Annotated in this window: 17 protein-coding genes; 5 read left to right on the forward strand and 12 right to left on the reverse strand. The window is 63.0% G+C overall.

Annotated elements, in window-relative coordinates; genetic code table 11:
* Positions 1-4: 4 nt before the first annotated feature.
* Both glnL and ntrC read left to right on the forward strand, forming a co-directional pair.
* Complete coding sequence (gene glnL / locus AC3WS7_RS13795; protein WP_296470203.1) at positions 5-1,075, forward strand: nitrogen regulation protein NR(II); 1,071 nt, start codon at positions 5-7, stop codon at positions 1,073-1,075.
* 28 nt (positions 1,076-1,103) lie between these two features.
* Positions 1,104-2,651, forward strand: a complete 1,548-nt coding sequence (ntrC, locus tag AC3WS7_RS13800) for a nitrogen regulation protein NR(I) (protein ID WP_296470200.1) — start codon at positions 1,104-1,106, stop codon at positions 2,649-2,651.
* A gap of 93 nt (positions 2,652-2,744) precedes the next feature.
* Here ntrC and AC3WS7_RS13805 read toward each other — a convergent pair whose 3' ends face one another.
* The 6 genes from AC3WS7_RS13805 to AC3WS7_RS13830 form a co-directional block, all read right to left on the reverse strand.
* Positions 2,745-3,518, reverse strand: coding sequence for an exodeoxyribonuclease III (locus AC3WS7_RS13805; RefSeq protein ID WP_492656754.1), 774 nt, complete (start codon positions 3,516-3,518; stop codon positions 2,745-2,747).
* Between the two features lie 142 nt (positions 3,519-3,660).
* On the reverse strand, positions 3,661-7,011 hold the full coding sequence (locus AC3WS7_RS13810) for an EAL domain-containing protein (RefSeq protein ID WP_492656755.1): 3,351 nt from the start codon (positions 7,009-7,011) through the stop codon (positions 3,661-3,663).
* Between the two features lie 119 nt (positions 7,012-7,130).
* Positions 7,131-7,355 carry a CsbD family protein gene (locus AC3WS7_RS13815; RefSeq protein ID WP_296470191.1) on the reverse strand — a complete coding sequence of 75 codons (225 nt, stop codon included), beginning with the start codon at positions 7,353-7,355 and terminating at the stop codon, positions 7,131-7,133.
* Between the two features lie 58 nt (positions 7,356-7,413).
* Positions 7,414-7,728 (reverse strand): BON domain-containing protein, encoded by a 315-nt coding sequence (locus AC3WS7_RS13820; RefSeq protein ID WP_492656756.1) that lies wholly within the window; start codon positions 7,726-7,728, stop codon positions 7,414-7,416.
* Between the two features lie 87 nt (positions 7,729-7,815).
* A complete protein-coding gene (locus AC3WS7_RS13825) occupies positions 7,816-7,980 on the reverse strand; it encodes a DUF1328 domain-containing protein (protein WP_296470186.1) in 165 nt (54 codons plus the stop codon).
* A gap of 120 nt (positions 7,981-8,100) precedes the next feature.
* Positions 8,101-9,456, reverse strand: a complete 1,356-nt coding sequence (locus tag AC3WS7_RS13830) for a CHASE3 domain-containing protein (RefSeq protein WP_492656757.1) — start codon at positions 9,454-9,456, stop codon at positions 8,101-8,103.
* Positions 9,457-9,512: 56 nt separating this feature from the next.
* On the opposite strand from AC3WS7_RS13830, the gene AC3WS7_RS13835 reads away from it, so the two are divergent.
* A complete protein-coding gene (locus AC3WS7_RS13835) occupies positions 9,513-10,145 on the forward strand; it encodes a response regulator (protein ID WP_492656846.1) in 633 nt (210 codons plus the stop codon).
* An 8-nt stretch (positions 10,146-10,153) separates the two neighbouring features.
* Here AC3WS7_RS13835 and AC3WS7_RS13840 read toward each other — a convergent pair whose 3' ends face one another.
* Positions 10,154-10,549 carry a response regulator gene (locus tag AC3WS7_RS13840; RefSeq protein WP_296470180.1) on the reverse strand — a complete coding sequence of 132 codons (396 nt, stop codon included), beginning with the start codon at positions 10,547-10,549 and terminating at the stop codon, positions 10,154-10,156.
* Positions 10,550-10,742: 193 nt separating this feature from the next.
* Here AC3WS7_RS13840 and AC3WS7_RS13845 point away from each other — a divergent pair, with 193 nt between their 5' ends.
* The gene (locus AC3WS7_RS13845; RefSeq protein ID WP_296470176.1) at positions 10,743-10,961 is read left to right on the forward strand and encodes a YMGG-like glycine zipper-containing protein; all 219 of its coding nucleotides are present in this window, start codon (positions 10,743-10,745) and stop codon (positions 10,959-10,961) included.
* 1 nt (position 10,962) lies between these two features.
* Here the strand turns inward: AC3WS7_RS13845 and AC3WS7_RS13850 are convergent, their stop codons facing one another.
* The 5 genes from AC3WS7_RS13850 to AC3WS7_RS13870 all read right to left on the reverse strand — a co-directional run bounded on the left by AC3WS7_RS13850 (position 10,963) and on the right by AC3WS7_RS13870 (position 15,433).
* Positions 10,963-11,466 carry a dihydrofolate reductase gene (locus AC3WS7_RS13850; RefSeq protein ID WP_492656758.1) on the reverse strand — a complete coding sequence of 168 codons (504 nt, stop codon included), beginning with the start codon at positions 11,464-11,466 and terminating at the stop codon, positions 10,963-10,965.
* Between the two features lie 2 nt (positions 11,467-11,468).
* Complete coding sequence (locus AC3WS7_RS13855; protein ID WP_492656759.1) at positions 11,469-12,317, reverse strand: thymidylate synthase; 849 nt, start codon at positions 12,315-12,317, stop codon at positions 11,469-11,471.
* Between the two features lie 35 nt (positions 12,318-12,352).
* Positions 12,353-13,510 carry an MFS transporter gene (locus AC3WS7_RS13860; RefSeq protein WP_492656760.1) on the reverse strand — a complete coding sequence of 386 codons (1,158 nt, stop codon included), beginning with the start codon at positions 13,508-13,510 and terminating at the stop codon, positions 12,353-12,355.
* Positions 13,511-13,595: 85 nt separating this feature from the next.
* Positions 13,596-15,020, reverse strand: a complete 1,425-nt coding sequence (locus AC3WS7_RS13865) for an FAD-binding oxidoreductase (protein WP_492656761.1) — start codon at positions 15,018-15,020, stop codon at positions 13,596-13,598.
* Positions 15,017-15,433, reverse strand: a complete 417-nt coding sequence (locus tag AC3WS7_RS13870) for a DUF2069 domain-containing protein (protein ID WP_492656762.1) — start codon at positions 15,431-15,433, stop codon at positions 15,017-15,019. The genes AC3WS7_RS13865 and AC3WS7_RS13870 overlap by 4 nt, the downstream gene beginning before the upstream one ends.
* A gap of 146 nt (positions 15,434-15,579) precedes the next feature.
* Between AC3WS7_RS13870 and AC3WS7_RS13875 the strand changes: the two genes are divergently transcribed.
* Complete coding sequence (locus AC3WS7_RS13875) at positions 15,580-16,371, forward strand: substrate-binding periplasmic protein (protein ID WP_296470161.1); 792 nt, start codon at positions 15,580-15,582, stop codon at positions 16,369-16,371.
* Positions 16,372-16,373 lie beyond the last annotated feature (2 nt).

Below are 16,373 nucleotides of genomic sequence, written 5' to 3' on the forward strand. Positions count from 1 at the left end.
CGCTGTGAATCGTCCCGAATTTTTGCCTGAGCGCTTTGCTTGTTTTGACTTGCTGGCCACGCTGGTCGCAGTGGTCCATGCGGATGCCAGCGTACTGTTCTCCAATGCCGCTCTGGAGGACGCTCTGGGTACCTCCCGCCGCATGTTGCTGGGGTCCAGTTTTTCAGAGTTCTTTACAGAGCCATCGTCGTTGCAAAGCGCATTGGAAGGGGCGTCCGAGAACGCCTTCGCTGCGCTGCGCTACGACGCCTGGCTCAAACGCGCAGCACATGAGCCCATACCCGTGCATGTGATCGTGACCCGAACCGAGCAATCGGAAGACATCATCATCGAGATGGTGCCGTTGGAGCAGCAAGCCCGGCAAGACCGCGAAGAGCGCCTGGCCGAGCAGGCGCAAACCAACAAAGAGCTGATCCGCAACCTGGCGCATGAGATCAAGAACCCGCTGGGAGGCATTCGCGGCGCGGCGCAGCTGCTTGAGATGGAAATGGAGTCGCCCGAGCTGACCGAGTACACGCAGGTCATCATCCATGAGGCCGACCGCCTGCAAAGCCTGGTGGACCGCCTGCTGGCCCCGCACCGTCGGCCACACCTCGTGGGCGATGTGAATATCCACGAAGTGTGCGAGCGTGTGCGTTCACTGATCCTGGCCGAGTTCCCCAAAGGCTTGCGCGTGGTGCGTGATTACGACACGTCCATCCCCGAGTTTCGCGGTGATCGTGAGCAGCTCATTCAAACGGTGTTGAACATCGCGCACAACGCCTGCCAAGCGCTCTCCGAACGCATGGCCGCGGGTGATGCCAGCCTCACATTCCGTACCCGTGTCGCCCGGCAGGTAACGTTCGGTAAGCAGCGTTATCGGTTGGCATTGGAATTGCATGTGATCGACAACGGACCTGGCGTGCCAGATTCGATCAGGGACCGCATTTTTTACCCGCTGGTATCGGGCAGAGAGGGCGGTTCGGGGCTGGGGCTGACATTGGCACAAACCTTTGTTCAACAACACCACGGCCTGATCGAAGTGGATAGCGTGCCGGGCCGAACGGACTTCAAGATTCTGATTCCGTTACCGTAATAGCAAAAGATTAAGGGTGCGCCACAACATGAAGCCGATTTGGATCGTAGATGATGACCAGTCCATCCGCTTCGTGCTGGAGAAGGCGCTGTTGCGCGAGCATTTGCCCACGCGCAGCTTTTCCAATCCACGCGATGTACTGAGTGCCCTGGCCACGGCCGCGGACGATGAAGGCCCCCAGATCCTGGTCAGCGATATCCGCATGCCAGGTGGTTCCGGCCTGGACCTGCTTGAGAAAGTCAAAGCCAAACACCCCGGTTTGCCCGTCATCATCATGACGGCCTTCTCGGACCTCGATAGCGCCGTGAGCGCCTTCCAGGGCGGTGCGTTTGAGTACCTGCCCAAGCCGTTTGATTTGCCCAAGGCGGTGGAGCTGATTCGCCGTGCGGTGGAAGAAAGCCAGCGCGAAGAGGTCAGCGAAGAACGCATGGCCGAATCCCCCGAAATGCTGGGCCAGGCGCCCGCCATGCAGGACGTGTTCCGCGCCATTGGCCGCCTGAGCCAAAGCAACGTCACGGTGATGATCACCGGTGAATCGGGCTCGGGCAAAGAGCTGGTGGCGCGTGCGCTGCACAAACACTCCCCGCGTGCCGATGGCCCCTTTGTGGCCATCAACACCGCCGCCATTCCCAAAGACCTGCTGGAGAGCGAACTGTTCGGCCATGAGCGCGGTGCCTTCACCGGCGCACAAACCATGCGCCGTGGCCGTTTTGAGCAGGCCGATGGCGGCACGCTGTTCCTCGACGAAATTGGCGACATGCCGTTCGAGCTGCAAACGCGTTTGTTGCGTGTGTTGAGCGACGGGCATTTTTACCGCGTGGGCGGCCACAGCGCCGTCAAGTCGAATGTGCGCGTGATTGCCGCTACCCACCAGGACCTGGAGCAACGCGTCAAGGACGGTGTGTTCCGCGAGGACTTGTTCCACCGCTTGAACGTGATCCGCCTGCGCTTGCCGGCGCTGCGCGAGCGCAAGGAAGACGTGTCCATGCTGACCCGCCACTTCCTGCAGCAAAGCGCCAAGCAACTGGGCGTGGAGCCCAAACGCATCTCCGATTCCGCGCTGGCCTGGTTAGAGGGGTTTGGCTTTCCCGGCAACGTGCGCCAGCTCGAAAACATTTGCCACTGGCTCACCGTCATGGCCCCCGCCCAGGTGATTGAACGCAAGGACTTGCCGCCCGAGGTCAGCCTGGGGCGTTCGGAGTCTGGCGAACCGCTGCAGGCCAAACCTGTGTTGACCGCAGCGCCAGAGGCCCAGCTCAAGGACGTGCCGCTGGACCCGCACACCCATGGCCATGCTGCAGCCCACGAGTCAGAAGACCTGTCCCATGTGTTGGCGCGTGCCGCCGCCGCGCACGGCCCGCTGGAGGGCTGGGAAGCCGAACTGGAAACCGAGGCCGTGGCCTTGCTGGGCTCTGGCCAACCCGAGGTGTGGGACACACTGACCCGCCGTTTCGAGTCGCGCCTGATTCTGGCGGCCCTGGCCAACACCAAGGGTCGCCGCATCGAGGCCGCGCACAAACTCGGCATTGGCCGCAACACCATCACCCGCAAGATCCAGGAGCTGGGTCTGGAGTGATTGGTGGTGTTTCAGGGCTCTAGCCCGCGTGGATGCTGCGCAAGTAGCTCCTGAAACAATAGCAAAAAGCCGGCGCATGCGTCGGCTTTTTGTTTATGCGGCGGGGGCAATCTCCACCACCACCGGTGCGTGGTCGCTGGGGCGGTCGTTCTTGCGAGGCTGTTTGTCAATCGCGCAGGCGGTCACGCGGGGGCGCAGGGCTTCGCTCACCAGAATGTGGTCGATGCGCAGGCCGCGGTTGCGTCTAAAACCCGCGTCGCGGTAGTCCCACCAGCTAAAACTTTTGGGTGGATGGTCAAACAGGCGGTGGCTGTCGTGCAGGCCCAGGGCGATGAGCGCGCGCAGGTGGTAGCGTTCTTCTTCGGTGCAGTGGATGGTCTCGAACAGGGCTTCCGGGTCCCACACATCGTCGTCGTCAAAGGTGATGTTGTAGTCCCCCATCAGCACCAGCTGGGGGTGGCGTGTCAGTTCGTCCTTGACCCAGCGGCGCAGCGCGGTGAGCCATTCCATCTTGTACTCAAACTTGTCACTGCCGGGCTCCTGTCCATTGGGGAAGTAGGCGCCAATCACACGCACACCTTCGACGGTGCCGGTGATCACGCGCGCCATCTCGTCGTCAAAGCCGGGAATGTTCTTGAGCACGTCGGTGGCCGGCGTGCGGCTCAGCAGGGCGACGCCGTTGTAGGTTTTCTGGCCAAACCACTGGGCCTGGTAGCCGGCCGCCGCAAAGGCGTCGGCCGGGAACTTGTCGTCGGTGAGTTTGAGCTCCTGCAGCGCCAGCACGTCCACGGGATTGGCCGCCAACCAGTCCAGTACCTGCGGCAGGCGCACGCCCAAAGAGTTCACGTTCCAGGTGGCAAGTTTCATGGCGTCAGGCAGTATCGGGTCAGTGGGGATCGGCGCGCGCGATGCACCCACGGTGGGGGCGTTCTTGTGCGTACCTTGATTAGCGCCGCATTTTCGCACCTTGCGGGCAAGTTTTTGCACCCACTCGCGTTGGCGCTGCAGCTCAACGTTGGGCTTGGCAGCTGGCCAGCCAATCCTGAAATGTTTCCGCCGGCATGGGTCTGGCAAGGAAGTAGCCCTGTGCCATGTCGCAGCCCATGGCGAGCAGCAGGTCCCACTGCTCCTGGGTCTCTACGCCTTCGGCGACAGTGTGTCGGCCCAGGTCGTGCACCAGGTCAATGGTGGAGCGCACAATCAGAGCCGAGTCTTTGTTGGTCGGCAACTGGCGCACGAAAGATTGGTCTATTTTTATGTAACTCACGGGCAACTTTTGCAGGTAGCTCAATGACGAGTAGCCAGTGCCAAAGTCGTCGATGTACAACGGAATGCCATCCGCCTGAAGACCTTGCAGCACCCGCAGTGCCAGTTCTGCGTCTTCCATCACAGCGCTTTCGGTGATCTCCAATTCCAGCAGTCCGGTGCGAAGTCCTGCGGCGGCACGCCAGTTTCGAATCTGCTCCAGCAGTGTCTCGTCCCGCAGGTTGCGGGCGGACAGGTTCATGGCAATGGGCACGGCACACCGCTGGTCTTCCCACTGCCTGAGCAGCCGCACACCGGTCTGGATGACCCACTCGGTGAGCGGTTTGATCAGCCCTGTATGTTCTGCCAGACCGATGAATTCTCCTGGTGGAATGATCCCCCGCTCGGCATGCTTCCAGCGGACCAGGGCTTCGGCACCGCAGACACGGCCGGTGCGCATCTCCACCTTGGGTTGCAGGTACAGCATCAAGTCACCGGCTGCAATTGCGCGTTGCAGTTCTCCTGCCAGATTCAGCCGCTGGGTTTGGTCCTGGCTTTGGTGCGGATCAAACACCACATGGGATACGCCCATTTTTTTGGCTTGGTGCACCGCAATGTCCATGTGGCGGTACAGGTCGTGCGGGGTGTTTCCATGCGCAGGAAACAGGCTGACCCCCATGCGGGCAGACACCTGCAGCGCGATATCCGCCACGGGGAAGGGTTGTGCCAGCAAATCGTTGAGCCTGTGCACGGTTGCCAGCGCGGCTGTGGTGTCGCTGTCTGGTAGCAGGATGGCGAATTCGTCCCCCCGCAGTCGGGCTACACTGGCGTGCGCAGGGGCGGCTGCGCTGATGCGCGCGCCAAACTGCTGCAGCATCCGGTCCCCATGGCTGAAACCCAAGGCATCGTTGATGTCACTCAGGCGTTCAATATTGGCTTGCAGCACTGCAAAAGACTGTCCGTTTTGTGTGCTGGACGTGATGGTGGTGGACAGCAGTTCGGTGAACTGGGTCTCGTTGGGCAACCCCGTCAATGCGTCATAGCGCGTCAGCTGGTACATCGCGTTCTGGGTTCTCTGCTGCTCGGTGCGTGCCCGCAAGGTGGCAATCCCAAAGGCCAGGTCATCGGCAGATTCGCTCAGCAGTGCCACCTCGTCTGCACCAAAGGTATCGACTTCCACGTCGTAGATAGCCATGGCGCCGATGACCACACCATCCACCCAAATGGGGCAGGCCAGGGCAGACGCTGCAGTTTTTACCTGCGCGCGCCAGGGCTCATAGTTGGCATCGGTGGCCATGTCGGCCACCACCTGCGTCTGGCCCGTGCGTATGGCAGCACCCACCACACCGCGGCCATAGGTGTTGTCTGCCCAGGTCGTCTTGAGTTGTCGCAAGGCGGCAATGCCATCGGGGTAACCGTTTTCGGCCATGGCCAACAGCGACTGCTGAGGATCGTCCAACCGGTACCAGACGACGGCTATGCCATAGCCCCCCACGTTCACGATGGCTTCGCACATATGCTCCAGCAGGCTTTGTTCGGTGGTGGCGCGCAGCATGGTGCGGTTACCTGCGCTCAGCGTTTTCAGTGCGCGGGTGGCATGTTCCAGCTGGCGTACATGCAGTGCCAGCGCTGTGTTGAGCGCCTGGATATCCTCCTCCGCCCGTTTGCGCGCCGTGATGTCATTGCCCAGCACGTAGTAGCCAATCACCCGACCTTGGGCATTGTGTTTGGCGATGTATTGAATGACCTGCCACACACCGGGGAAGGGCTGCCAGTCATAGGTTTGGTTGGTACCTGCCAGCACCTCGGCAATCATCGGCGCGGCAATCGCGTAGCGCGCCTCTCCCAGAATCTCCTGCACCGTGCAACCGGTGAGGTTGGCGTGCGCGGGGGCAAATCGCTCCCGGTACTGCTGGTTCACATACACATAGCGCTGCTGTGCGTCCACGTAGGCAATCATGGCTGGCACATTGCTGATCACGCTTTGCAAATGGCCTTCGCTCTCCTGCAATTGCTGCGTCCGGTCCTGGACCCGCTGTTCCAGCAGCGTGTTGTAGTCGCGAATGGCGCGTTGGGCCTCGCGCGCGCCGGTTTCATTGCGAAACACAAGTACCACTCCAATGACCTGTCCGTCGCTGTCGCGGATGGGGGCCGCACTGTCGGCAATCGGGTATTCACTTCCGTCGCGCGCCACCAGCACGGTGTGGTTGGCCAGTTGCTGCACTTCCCCGGTCGCCAGTACTTGGGCGACTGGGTCAAATGCCGCTGCCCGCGTGTGTTCGTGAACGATGTGAAAAACCTCTGCCACGGGCCGCCCAACTGCCGCTTGCAGATGCCAGCCGGTCAGCTGCTCTGCCACCGGATTCATGCGTGTGACGCGGCCCAGCAAGTCGGTGGCCAGCACCGCATCGCCAATCGAGTTCAGTGTGGTGGCCAGGTTTCTTTCGTTGTCTGCCAGGGCACGCTGGCTGGCCCGGGTGTCTTGCAGTTGGCGCCGAATCAACACATACGTAGCAGCCAGCAAGGCGAGAAGCAGGCCAGCCACCAGAAGCCCCATGTAGACCATGACCGTCCGGGTGCTCGCCTGCTCGCTATTGCGCGCGGACAACAAACGGGTTTCTTCCTGCTCCAGGGCTTGCAGCAAGTGATTGACCTGCGCACGGGTCTCGCGCAATGGCGCACTGGCCGCAAAGGCATTGGCTGCCTCCGCGCCCTGTGTTTTCCGCAACATTTCCACTTGCCTGGAAATAACCAAACGTTGATTGATCACATCACGCAACTGGGACCAGCGCGCCTGCTGCACCGGATTGTCTGTGGTCAGCTGTTGCAGCTGGGTCAGTGTCTTCTCGCGGGCGGCAATACGCAGGTCGCGCTCGGTGATATGGGTCGTGTCACCAGAAACCCGAAAGCTCTGCGTGCTCAGCTCAATCTGGAGTGTGTCTGCACGGATATAGGCCACACTGCCCAGTACCTGATGGGTATGTGCCACCAGACTGGCAGCATCAGCGGCGTCTTGGGCGAGCTTCCAGGCAGCCGTGATAAGCGCAGAGACCACACAGGCAGCGGCCACAAATGCGGCAAGTACCTTGGTTTCAAAGCTGGAGCGTGAGTACACGGGATGTTCCCAACCTGCGATGTGTGACGCATTCATTCTGCATCAGATGCCGGGAGCGGTCCAACATGGAAAAAAGCCCCCCAAGCTTGCAGCGTGGAGGGCATGTGGGCCAACTTGGGCTAGTCTTTTTTTATGAACCAGGCGTCGGTTGCCTTGCGTTCCCAGGCGGCCAGTTGCAGTTCGGCTTCGTCCTTGGCCAGGCCGTAGCGCTCCTGGATTTTGCCGGCGAGCTGGTCACGCCGGCCGGCGACAACGTCCAGGTCATCATCGGTGAGTTTGCCCCATTGCTCTTTGGCATGGCCGGTCAGTTGTTTCCAGTTACCTTCAATGTGATTCCAGTTCATGGTGTTCCTTGGGTGATGTGTTGACGTTGAAAGCGAGAGGGGCAAGTGCCCCACCAAGTCAAGGACGGACGGTGATTTCGTTCTTGACAGCCTTCACGCCCTTGACGCCCCAGGCCAGTGTGGCTGCGGTGACCTTCTCGTCACCGCTCTTGGCGAAGCCCGACAACATCACGGTGCCATTGAGTGTTTCCACGCTGATGGCGGCGGCATCCACCGTTTTGTTCTCGACAAAGCGGCTCTTCACGGCGGCGGTGATGGCGGTGTCATCCACATAAGCCCCTACGGTAGATTGCCCGCGTTGCACGGCGCAGCCGGTCGCAGTCAGGGTGAGCAGGGCGGCAAAAGTCAGGGCGAGGATGGTGCGAAAGTTCATGGTAAATCTCCAATGGATCGGTGAGTGGATGTTCGGATGGGGGGAGGTAGTGACAGGGCCCCACTACCGGTAGGCGGTACCAGGGGATCAGTTTCTTCGGAAGAAACCGAACAGGTAACTCACCACGGCGAGTACCAGGAAAACAAAGAACAAGATCTTGCCAATCTCTACCGCGCTGGCGGCAATGCCGCCAAAGCCAAAGAGGGCAGCGATCAGGGCAATGACAAAGAAGACAACGGTGTAGTGCAGCATTTCTGGGTTCCTCCAAGGGGTGCCCCAGTGTGCGTGCCATGGCCTTGATTGGCGATCAGGCAGTTTGCCGTCTGCGTGTGGGCCAAGCGCGCAAGCGCGCGTAGGACCCCTCCGACAGGCTCAGGCCGCAGCGGGGGTGTGCTGGGGCAGGCGCGCCAAAATCTGCGTGCCCTGCCCAGGGTGCGACTGCAGGTGCAGGCTGCCGCCCTCGGCCCCCACCCGAAAGCGCATGCCCACCAGGCCGTAGGCGGACTGTGGTTTGGTGCCGGTGCTGAAGCCGACCCCATCGTCACGCACCGACACCTCCACCTGGCCGGTGCGGGTGCACAACCCGATCCAGACATGGTGCGCCTGCGCGTACTTGGTGATGTTGGTAATGGCCTCTTGCACCAGGCGGTACACCACCAGTTCGGCCGAGGGGCGCAGCGCCACCGGTTCCAGCTGGCAATGCACCGCCACGCCGGATTGGGCGGCGTACTCGCGCGCCAGAATTTCCAGCGCAGCCACCAGGCCCAGGTTGCTCAGCGACGAAGGGCGAAGATCCTCAATGATGCTGCGCCCCAGTGCAATGCCGCTGTTGAGTGTGGCCACCAAGTGGGCTAAAAGCTCCAGCGTCTCGGGCGCGCTGCTGGCCAGGCGTGATTTGATGCGCGCCGCATCCAGCTTGGCCGAGGTCAGCAATGAACCCAGCTCGTCGTGCAGGTTGCGCGCCAGGCGTTGGCGTTCGTCTTCGCGGGCGGTTTGCAAATGCTGGGCCAGTTCGATCAGCTCCGCCGTGCGGTGGGTCACCTCCACCTCCAGGCGGTCCCGTTCCAGCTGCACCACGCGCTGCAGCTCCATTTCCTGCAGCTTCAGCGCTTGCGACTGGCGCAGGTAGAAAAACAAGGCCAGCAGGCTGATGGCGCTGAGCAGCGCCACCCCAAACCGCCCCAAGGCCAGGGTGCCGTCCAGCTCGGCGCGGCTGGCGCTCACGGCCCGGGTCTGGTACTCCAGCAGCTCGGCACTGGTGGCGCGGATGGCATCCATCTTTTCGCGGCCAATATCCGTCATCAAAATTTCCTGCCCGGCCTTGCCGCGGCCCTCTTCATACAGCTGCAGCGTCAGCGCCAACTCGGACAGTTTGGTCTCGGTCAGTTGGTGCAGGCGCTGCAACAGGGCCTGGGACTCGGGGTCGGTGCCGTAATAGGCATCCAGCACACGGTAGGCCTCATCGACGCGCTGCAGCGCTTGGGCGTAGGGCTCCAGGTACTCCTGGCGTCGCGTCAGCAGGTAGCCGCGCTGGCCGGTTTCGGCGTCCAGCATGCTGCGCTCCAGCACCTGGATCTGGGTGCGCGCCGCCCCCATGTCGCTGATGTCTTTCAGGGTACCCGCCGAACGCCAGTAGGACACCTCACTGATAAAGACCACGGCCGCCGCAGCGGCCAAGGCCAACCCCATGACCCAAGGATTGCGTTGGAAGATAGTGAGCGTTTTCATGGGCTTGGCGTGCAGCGAACTGTGGGATCATGCCGCATGACTATTTTCCCGTGCCCATGATCCGGATTGCCATCGTTGACGACCATGCCATGGTGCGCGCCGGGCTGCGCCAGTTTTTTGCGGACCAGCCGGATTTTTCGGTGGTGGCCGAGGCGGTGAATGGCCGCGAGGCACTGGACATCGTGCGCCAGGGCGAGGTGGATGTGATGGTGATGGATATCGCCATGCCCGACCACAGCGGGGTGGACGCCCTGGTGGCGATCAAGGCGCGGGCGCCCGATCTGCCGGTGCTGATCTTGAGCGGCTTTGCCGAGGTGCACTACGCCACCACCTTGCTGCGCCAGGGTGCCAGTGGCTACCTCAACAAGGACTGCGACCCCGAGGACATCGTCAAGGCCATCCGCACCGTGCACCGCGGGCGCAAGTACATCACGCCCGGTGTGGCTGAACTGTTGGCCGACGGATTGGCCGACGGGGGCGACAAGCCCTTGCACACCCAGCTGTCCGAGCGTGAGCTGCAGGTGTTTCTGCGCCTGGCCAAGGGGGAAACCGTGGGCCACATTGCCACCAGCATGTCGCTGAGTGTCAAAACCGTGAGCACCTACCGCACCCGCGTGATGGAAAAAATGCGCCTGGAGTCGAATAGCGACCTGACCTACTACGGCCTCAAAAACGGCCTGATCCAGTAGCCGTGGCATCAGGCGGCTGACGCAGGGCACAGGCCGGTGGCGGCCAGCGTTTGGCAGTAAAGAATCAGCGCCTCGATCTCTGTGGACTTGTCAAACACCTGCTCTGCCCCGAGCGCCAGGCAGGTGGCGCGGATGTCCGGGGTGGCGTAGTTGCTGAGCACGACCATATGCCTTTTGGGCCCGGTGTGGCGCGCGGTGCGCAACACCCCCAAGCCAGAGCCACTGCGCAGGAAGATATCCACGATCACCAGACTGGCCTCATGCGTGGGGTCGGACAGCCACTGCAGCGCGGCCGGCTCGTCTGCGGCCACCCCCACCACAGTGACAGGGGTGAGTTCTTGCAGCGTGGCAATCAGGCTTTGCTGGATGACCGGGCTGTCTTCGACGAGAAACGTGGTGAGCACGGGCGTGGCGTTTGGTGGCGGTGAGGCTGCCCAGTGTGCCTGCAAACCATGGCCTCGGCCATGGGGCACCAACCCGCCTGTGTGTAGGACAGGACCTACAGCCATCTGCGGCGCCGTCCGCTAGGCCGGTGGCCGCGGTCTGCAGATACTGCAGGCATCAGATTTTGCTGATGTTCCATAACAAGGTCGTTCCATGAAACATACATCCATTTCCCTGCGCAGCACCGGGCTTGTGCTGGCCCTGCTGGTCCTGAGCGGCTGCGCCGGCATGACCACCCGCGAAAAGAACACCGCCGTGGGCGCCGCCATCGGCGGTGTGGCGGGCAACATCATCGGGGGCGGTAGCGTGCTGGGTACGGCCGCCGGTGCGGCCGCGGGTGGCGTCATCGGCCACCAGGCCACCAAAAAGTAACTCAGGCGCGTGTGTACGTCACAAAGCTGAACGCCAGCCCGCTGGCCGCTACCTGGCGCTCGCGGGCGGTCTCTTGCCAGGCCGGGCCCAGCGTGGGGGCGAAGGCATCGCCCGCAAAATTGTGTTCAATCTCGGTCACCACGGCCGTGCGGGCCAGCGGCTCGGCCAGCGCGTAGAGCTGGGCACCACCGATCACCCATACGTCTGCAGATTGCTCACAAAGTTGTAGCGCTTCGCGCAGGTTCTGTGCGGGCTGAGCCCCTATTTCATTCCAATCTGGCTGGCGTGTCACCACAATGTTGGTGCGCCCGGGCAGTGGGCGAAATTTGGGCGGCAACGAATCCCAGGTCTTGCGCCCCATGATCACCGGGCAGCCCAGCGTGGTGCGCTTGAAGTGCGCCAGGTCCTCGGGCAGGTGCCAGGGCAGGGTGCCGTTGATGCCGATCACGCCATTGGCGGCGCGGGCATAGATCAGGTGCAGGCGTGGGCCCGTGGTTTGCGCCATGCTCACACCGCCACCGGTGCCTTGATGGCGGGGTGGCACTCGTAGCCCTGCACCTCAAAGTCTTCAAACTGGTAGTCGAAGATGCTCTCGGGCTTGCGCTTGATGCGCAGCGTGGGGTAGGCCCTGGGCGCGCGGCTCAGTTGCAGTTCCACCTGCTCGGTGTGGTTGCTGTAGATGTGGCAGTCGCCGCCGGTCCAGATGAAGTCGCCCACGTCCAGGTCGCACTGCTGGGCCACCATGTGGGTGAGCAGCGCATAGCTGGCAATGTTGAAGGGCACGCCCAAAAAGATGTCGGCACTGCGCTGGTACAGCTGGCAACTGAGTTTGCCGCGCCCACCCTCGGTCTGTGCCGGGGCCACATAAAACTGGAAGAAGGCGTGGCAGGGCATCAGGGCCATCTTGTTCAGCTCCGCCACGTTCCAGGCGCTCACGATGATGCGGCGGCTGTCGGGATTGCTCTTGAGGGTTTTGATGACGTCGGCAATCTGGTCGATGTGGCCGCCGTCCGGTGTGGGCCAGCTGCGCCACTGCACACCGTACACCGGGCCCAGGTCGCCGGTCTCGGGGTTGGCCCATTCGTCCCAGATGCTCACGCCGCGCTCTTTGAGCCAGTTGTTGTTGGCAGAGCCGGTCAGGAACCACAGCAGCTCCTGGATGATGGAGCGCAGGTGCACCTTCTTGGTGGTGACCAGCGGAAAGCCTTCGTTCAAATCGAAGCGCATCTGGTAGCCAAACACGCTCTTGGTACCGGTGCCGGTGCGGTCGGCCTTGAACACACCCGTGGTGTGCACATGGCGCATGAAGTCTTCGTATTGGCTGCGCACGGGGCGGGGTGAGGTGGTGCTGGTCATGGGAAGAATTTTAGTGGTCTGTGTGGGGGCGGGTGTCAGGTCATGCGGTCCAAGGCGACGGCCAGCGCCAACAGCCCCAGCAGAATGAGCACCACCACCGGCATGACCGCACCCAGCCCGGCCCAGGTGGCCAGCAACCCAAAGGCGGCCGGAATGACCGAGCCCCCGGCGTAGGCAAAGGTCATTTGCCGGCCAATGACGGTGCGGGCCACGTCGTCCGGAAAACGGCGTGCCGTTTCATGCATCAGCGACGGAAATACCGGCGCACAACCCAGACCCATCAGCACCAGGCCCAAACTGGCCGCACTGCCAAACACGGCTGGCAAGGCAAACACCAAAGCGCCCGCCGTGGCCACCGCAATGCCCAGCCGCACCAGCCGGCGGTTGCCCAGCCGGTTGGCCACCAGGCCCACGGCAAAGCGCCCGGCGGTGATGGAGCCAAAGTACACCGACACCCAGATGCCCGCTTGCGCCTGTGTGAGGCCGCGGTCGGTGACCAGAATGCTGGCGGCCCACAGGCCGGTGCCCATCTCGGCTGCCACATAAAACAAAAACAGCGTGGGCGCCAGCCACAGCGCCAGCGGGCGCACCGGTTTGAAGGCTACCGCACCGTGGGCCTCTTCGTTGGCTGGCGGCTTGGAGTGTTCTTTGGCCCAGAGCGACAGGGTGGCAAACAGCACCACGGCCAGTGTCAGCTGCATCAGGCCTATGCTGCGCACACCCAGCGCCCAGCCACCACTGCTGGCCAGCGCCAGGCCCATGATCAGCGGGCCGGTGGTGGCGCCCACGCCCCAGAAGCCGTGCAGCCAGTTCATGTGGCGCGACGAGTAGTGTGCGGCCACAAAGTGGTTCAGGCTGGCATCTACCGCACCGGCGCCCAGGCCCAGTGGCACACCCAGCGCCACCAGCCAGCCAAATGATGGCGCGACCGCAAAGCCCAGCAGCGCCAGTGCCGTCATCAGGCAGCTGGCGGCCACCACTGCACCGGTGCCTATGCGCTTGGCAATGGCCCCGGCAAAGAAGCTGGCCGTGGCCGAGCTGATGGTCATGGCGATGGTGATGGCGCCCACCGCCGCCAGCGGTTGGCCCATGTCGGCGCGGATGGCGGGCCAGGCCACGCCCAAAATGCCGTCGGGCAGCCCCAGGCTGATGAAGGACACATACACAATGCCCAAAAGAATGAGGTGCGCCACAGTGGGCTCCTGAATGCGGGGTTGATGGGAAGGGCTATTTTTATGCCAAATATGGCCCTAGACCACGTGGTAATTGCGCGAGCAGCTACTCTATTGATAGCACTCTGCCTGGATTCATCAGATTTTTCGGATCTAGCGCGCCCTTGATGGCACGCATGGCGCTCAGCGCGACCGGCGATTTGTGGTGTGCCAGCTTCTCGCGCTTGAGGCTGCCAATGCCGTGCTCCGCAGAAATCGATCCGTTGTAGCGGTCTACCACCTCGTACACCAGCGCGTTGATCGGGCCTTCCTGGTCGCGCAAAAACGCTTCGGCATCGGCACCCTCGGGGGCTTGCACGTTGTAGTGCAGGTTGCCGTCGCCCAGGTGGCCGTAGTTCACCAGGCGCACGCCGGGGAAGTGCTGCGCCAGCAGGGCGTCCACCTCGGTCACAAAGGCGGGTATGCGTGACACGGCGATGGAAATGTCGTGCTTGATGTTCAGGCCCTCTTGGGCCTGCGCCAGCGGAATGCTCTCGCGGATGTGCCACAGCGCGCGGGCCTGGGCAATGTTCTCGGCCACCACGGCGTCGAGCACGCAGCCTTGCTCCAGCGCGGCTTCCAGCAGGCGTTCGAACTGCGCGCGGGCATGGCTCTCCGACTCATGGTCGGAGTTTTCCAGCACCACGCAGTAGGGCGACAAGCCGCCAAACGGCACGTTCTGTTGCGGGAAGTGTTTGCGCACCAGGCTCAGCGCAAAGTCGCCCATCACTTCAAACCCGGTCAGGCCGGCGTTCAGGTGTTTGTGCGCCAGGCCCAGCAGCTGCACCGCCGCGTCCAGCGAGGGAACGGCGGCAAAGGCGGTCAGCTGGGCGGCGGGCAAGGGGTACATGCGCAAGGTGGCCGCGGTGATCACGCCCAGCGTGCCTTCGGAGCCGATGAACAGGTGGCGCAGGTCGTAGCCGGTGTTGTCTTTGCGCAGGCCGGTCAGGCCGCTCCAGACTTCGCCCTGTGCCGTCACCACTTCCAGGCCCACGCACAGCTCGCGCGTGTTGCCGTAGCGCACCACCTGCGTGCCGCCCGCATTGGTGGCCAGGTTGCCGCCAATGGTGCAGCTGCCTTCGGCGGCCAGGCTCAGGGGGAACAAAAAGCCTTCTTTCTCACACGCCTCTTGCAGCGTTTGCAGCACGCAGCCGGCCTCTACCGTCACGGTCAGGTTGGCCGCGTCGATGGCGCGGATGCGGTTCAGGCGCTGCAGGCTTAGCAGCACCTGGGTGCCCGTGGCGTCGGGGATGGAGCCCACCACCATGCCGGTGTTGCCACCCTGGGGCACCAGGCTCACGCCAGCGGCCGCACAGGCTTTCACCACGGCGGCCACTTCGTCGGTGCTGCCGGGGCGCACCACGGCCAGCGCATGGCCGCGTTCGCGTTTGCGCCAGTCTTGCTCGTAGGCGGTCAGGTCGCCGTCGGTGAGTACATGGGCGTCGCCCACCAGGGTGCGCAGCGTGGCGCGCAAAGTTTCGGTATCGGTCATGGGGCAGGGCGGGTGGTCTGTTCGTCGGGGGCTGCGGCCAGCTTGGCGTGTTTGAGGCGCAGGCGGATATGGGCGGTGCATGCCACAAAGAGCACGATGCACAGCAGCACCTCCAGCAGGGCCAGCCAGTTGCCGGGCGCCTTGTCGCTCCAGGCGCGCACCACGCCTTCGGTGAAATACAGCCACACCATCAGGCTGACCCAGCGGTAGGTGTACATGCGGTTCTTGAGCAGGCCCGCCAGCGGAATACACAGGGGCAACACCTTGATGGCCAGTGTGCCGCTGCCGGTGGGTGCCAGCCACAGCTCCCACAGCAGGCCCAGCAGGATCAGGCCCAGGGTGCTGGCCACTGCCACGCGGCGACTGAGCTGCACGGTGTGGGACGAGGAAGGGGGGAGGAGGGTTGCTTGCATAGGTAAGCCGCGTAGCTTAAAACAAATGCCGGTGCCGGGCGGCCCCGCGGGCCCCATTCCCCGGCGGGGGGGCGGTTTTCCCCTCTTGCTGGCGGGCAGCGATAGGAATAGGCTGGACCTGTCCTGTGGGCGCTAGGAGTCGGGCTATGGCAGCAAACCTTCTGCGGTGGATGGCATTCGGTGGTCTGTGGCTGGGTGTGTGGGCAGGCGCGCAGGCGCAGTGCAGCCGCATGGTGGTTACGGCCGACCCGGCTTACCCGCCTATGCACTGGTACGACGGGGAGACCCTGCAGGGCGCCAGCATCGAGATTGCCAAGCACGTGTTGACCGACCTGGGCATTGCCTACGAGGTGCGCTACCAGGGGCCGTTCCCGCGCATCATGACCCTGGCCGAGCGCGGCGAAGTGGACATGGTGGCCACGCTCAAGAAAACACCCGAGCGCGAGGCCTTTTTGCTCTACCCCAAGACGCCCGCGCTGTCCAACCCGGTGGCGGTGTTCGGGTTTCGCGAGCATCCGTTTGAGTTCAAGGACCGTGTGGACCTGGTGGGCCTGCGAGGCGGCATTACCCGGGGCAATGTGTTTGGCGGCGGGGTGGACGAGTACCTGCGCGAGCGCCTGAACATCCAGGAGTCCAACAGCCCGGAAAGCAACTTCGACAAACTCGCGCTGGGGCGTCTGGATTACTTCATCACCGGCTACTACACCGGCATGGCGCTGCTGCTCAAGCGGGGCGATGAAGAGCGTTTTGTGGTGAAAACCCCGTTTTTGACCGACACCCCAAACTACCTGGTGCTCACCCGCAACGGCAAATGTGCCGACAAGCTGGAGCAGATCGACGCCCGCCTGGCGCTGCTGAAAAAGACCGGGGTGCTGGAGGAGTTGATCCGCAAGAGCTTCCAGAAATGGAAGGCGCAGCCCACTCTGGCGGAGCGTTAGCC

Source organism: Rhodoferax sp. EU05-FHT12H12, from assembly GCF_058791215.1.

Coding starts and splice junctions, on each gene's coding strand:
- AC3WS7_RS13845 (WP_296470176.1), top strand. CDS start 10,743: ATGAAACATACATCCATTTCCCTGCGCAGCACCGGGCTTGTGCTGGCC.
- AC3WS7_RS13805 (WP_492656754.1), bottom strand. CDS start 3,518: ATGAAACTTGCCACCTGGAACGTGAACTCTTTGGGCGTGCGCCTGCCG.
- AC3WS7_RS13865 (WP_492656761.1), bottom strand. CDS start 15,020: ATGACCGATACCGAAACTTTGCGCGCCACGCTGCGCACCCTGGTGGGC.
- AC3WS7_RS13855 (WP_492656759.1), bottom strand. CDS start 12,317: ATGACCAGCACCACCTCACCCCGCCCCGTGCGCAGCCAATACGAAGAC.
- AC3WS7_RS13875 (WP_296470161.1), top strand. CDS start 15,580: ATGGCAGCAAACCTTCTGCGGTGGATGGCATTCGGTGGTCTGTGGCTG.
- AC3WS7_RS13825 (WP_296470186.1), bottom strand. CDS start 7,980: ATGCTGCACTACACCGTTGTCTTCTTTGTCATTGCCCTGATCGCTGCC.
- ntrC (WP_296470200.1), top strand. CDS start 1,104: ATGAAGCCGATTTGGATCGTAGATGATGACCAGTCCATCCGCTTCGTG.
- AC3WS7_RS13870 (WP_492656762.1), bottom strand. CDS start 15,433: ATGCAAGCAACCCTCCTCCCCCCTTCCTCGTCCCACACCGTGCAGCTC.
- AC3WS7_RS13835 (WP_492656846.1), top strand. CDS start 9,513: ATGATCCGGATTGCCATCGTTGACGACCATGCCATGGTGCGCGCCGGG.
- AC3WS7_RS13830 (WP_492656757.1), bottom strand. CDS start 9,456: ATGAAAACGCTCACTATCTTCCAACGCAATCCTTGGGTCATGGGGTTG.
- AC3WS7_RS13815 (WP_296470191.1), bottom strand. CDS start 7,355: ATGAACTGGAATCACATTGAAGGTAACTGGAAACAACTGACCGGCCAT.
- AC3WS7_RS13850 (WP_492656758.1), bottom strand. CDS start 11,466: ATGGCGCAAACCACGGGCCCACGCCTGCACCTGATCTATGCCCGCGCC.
- AC3WS7_RS13820 (WP_492656756.1), bottom strand. CDS start 7,728: ATGAACTTTCGCACCATCCTCGCCCTGACTTTTGCCGCCCTGCTCACC.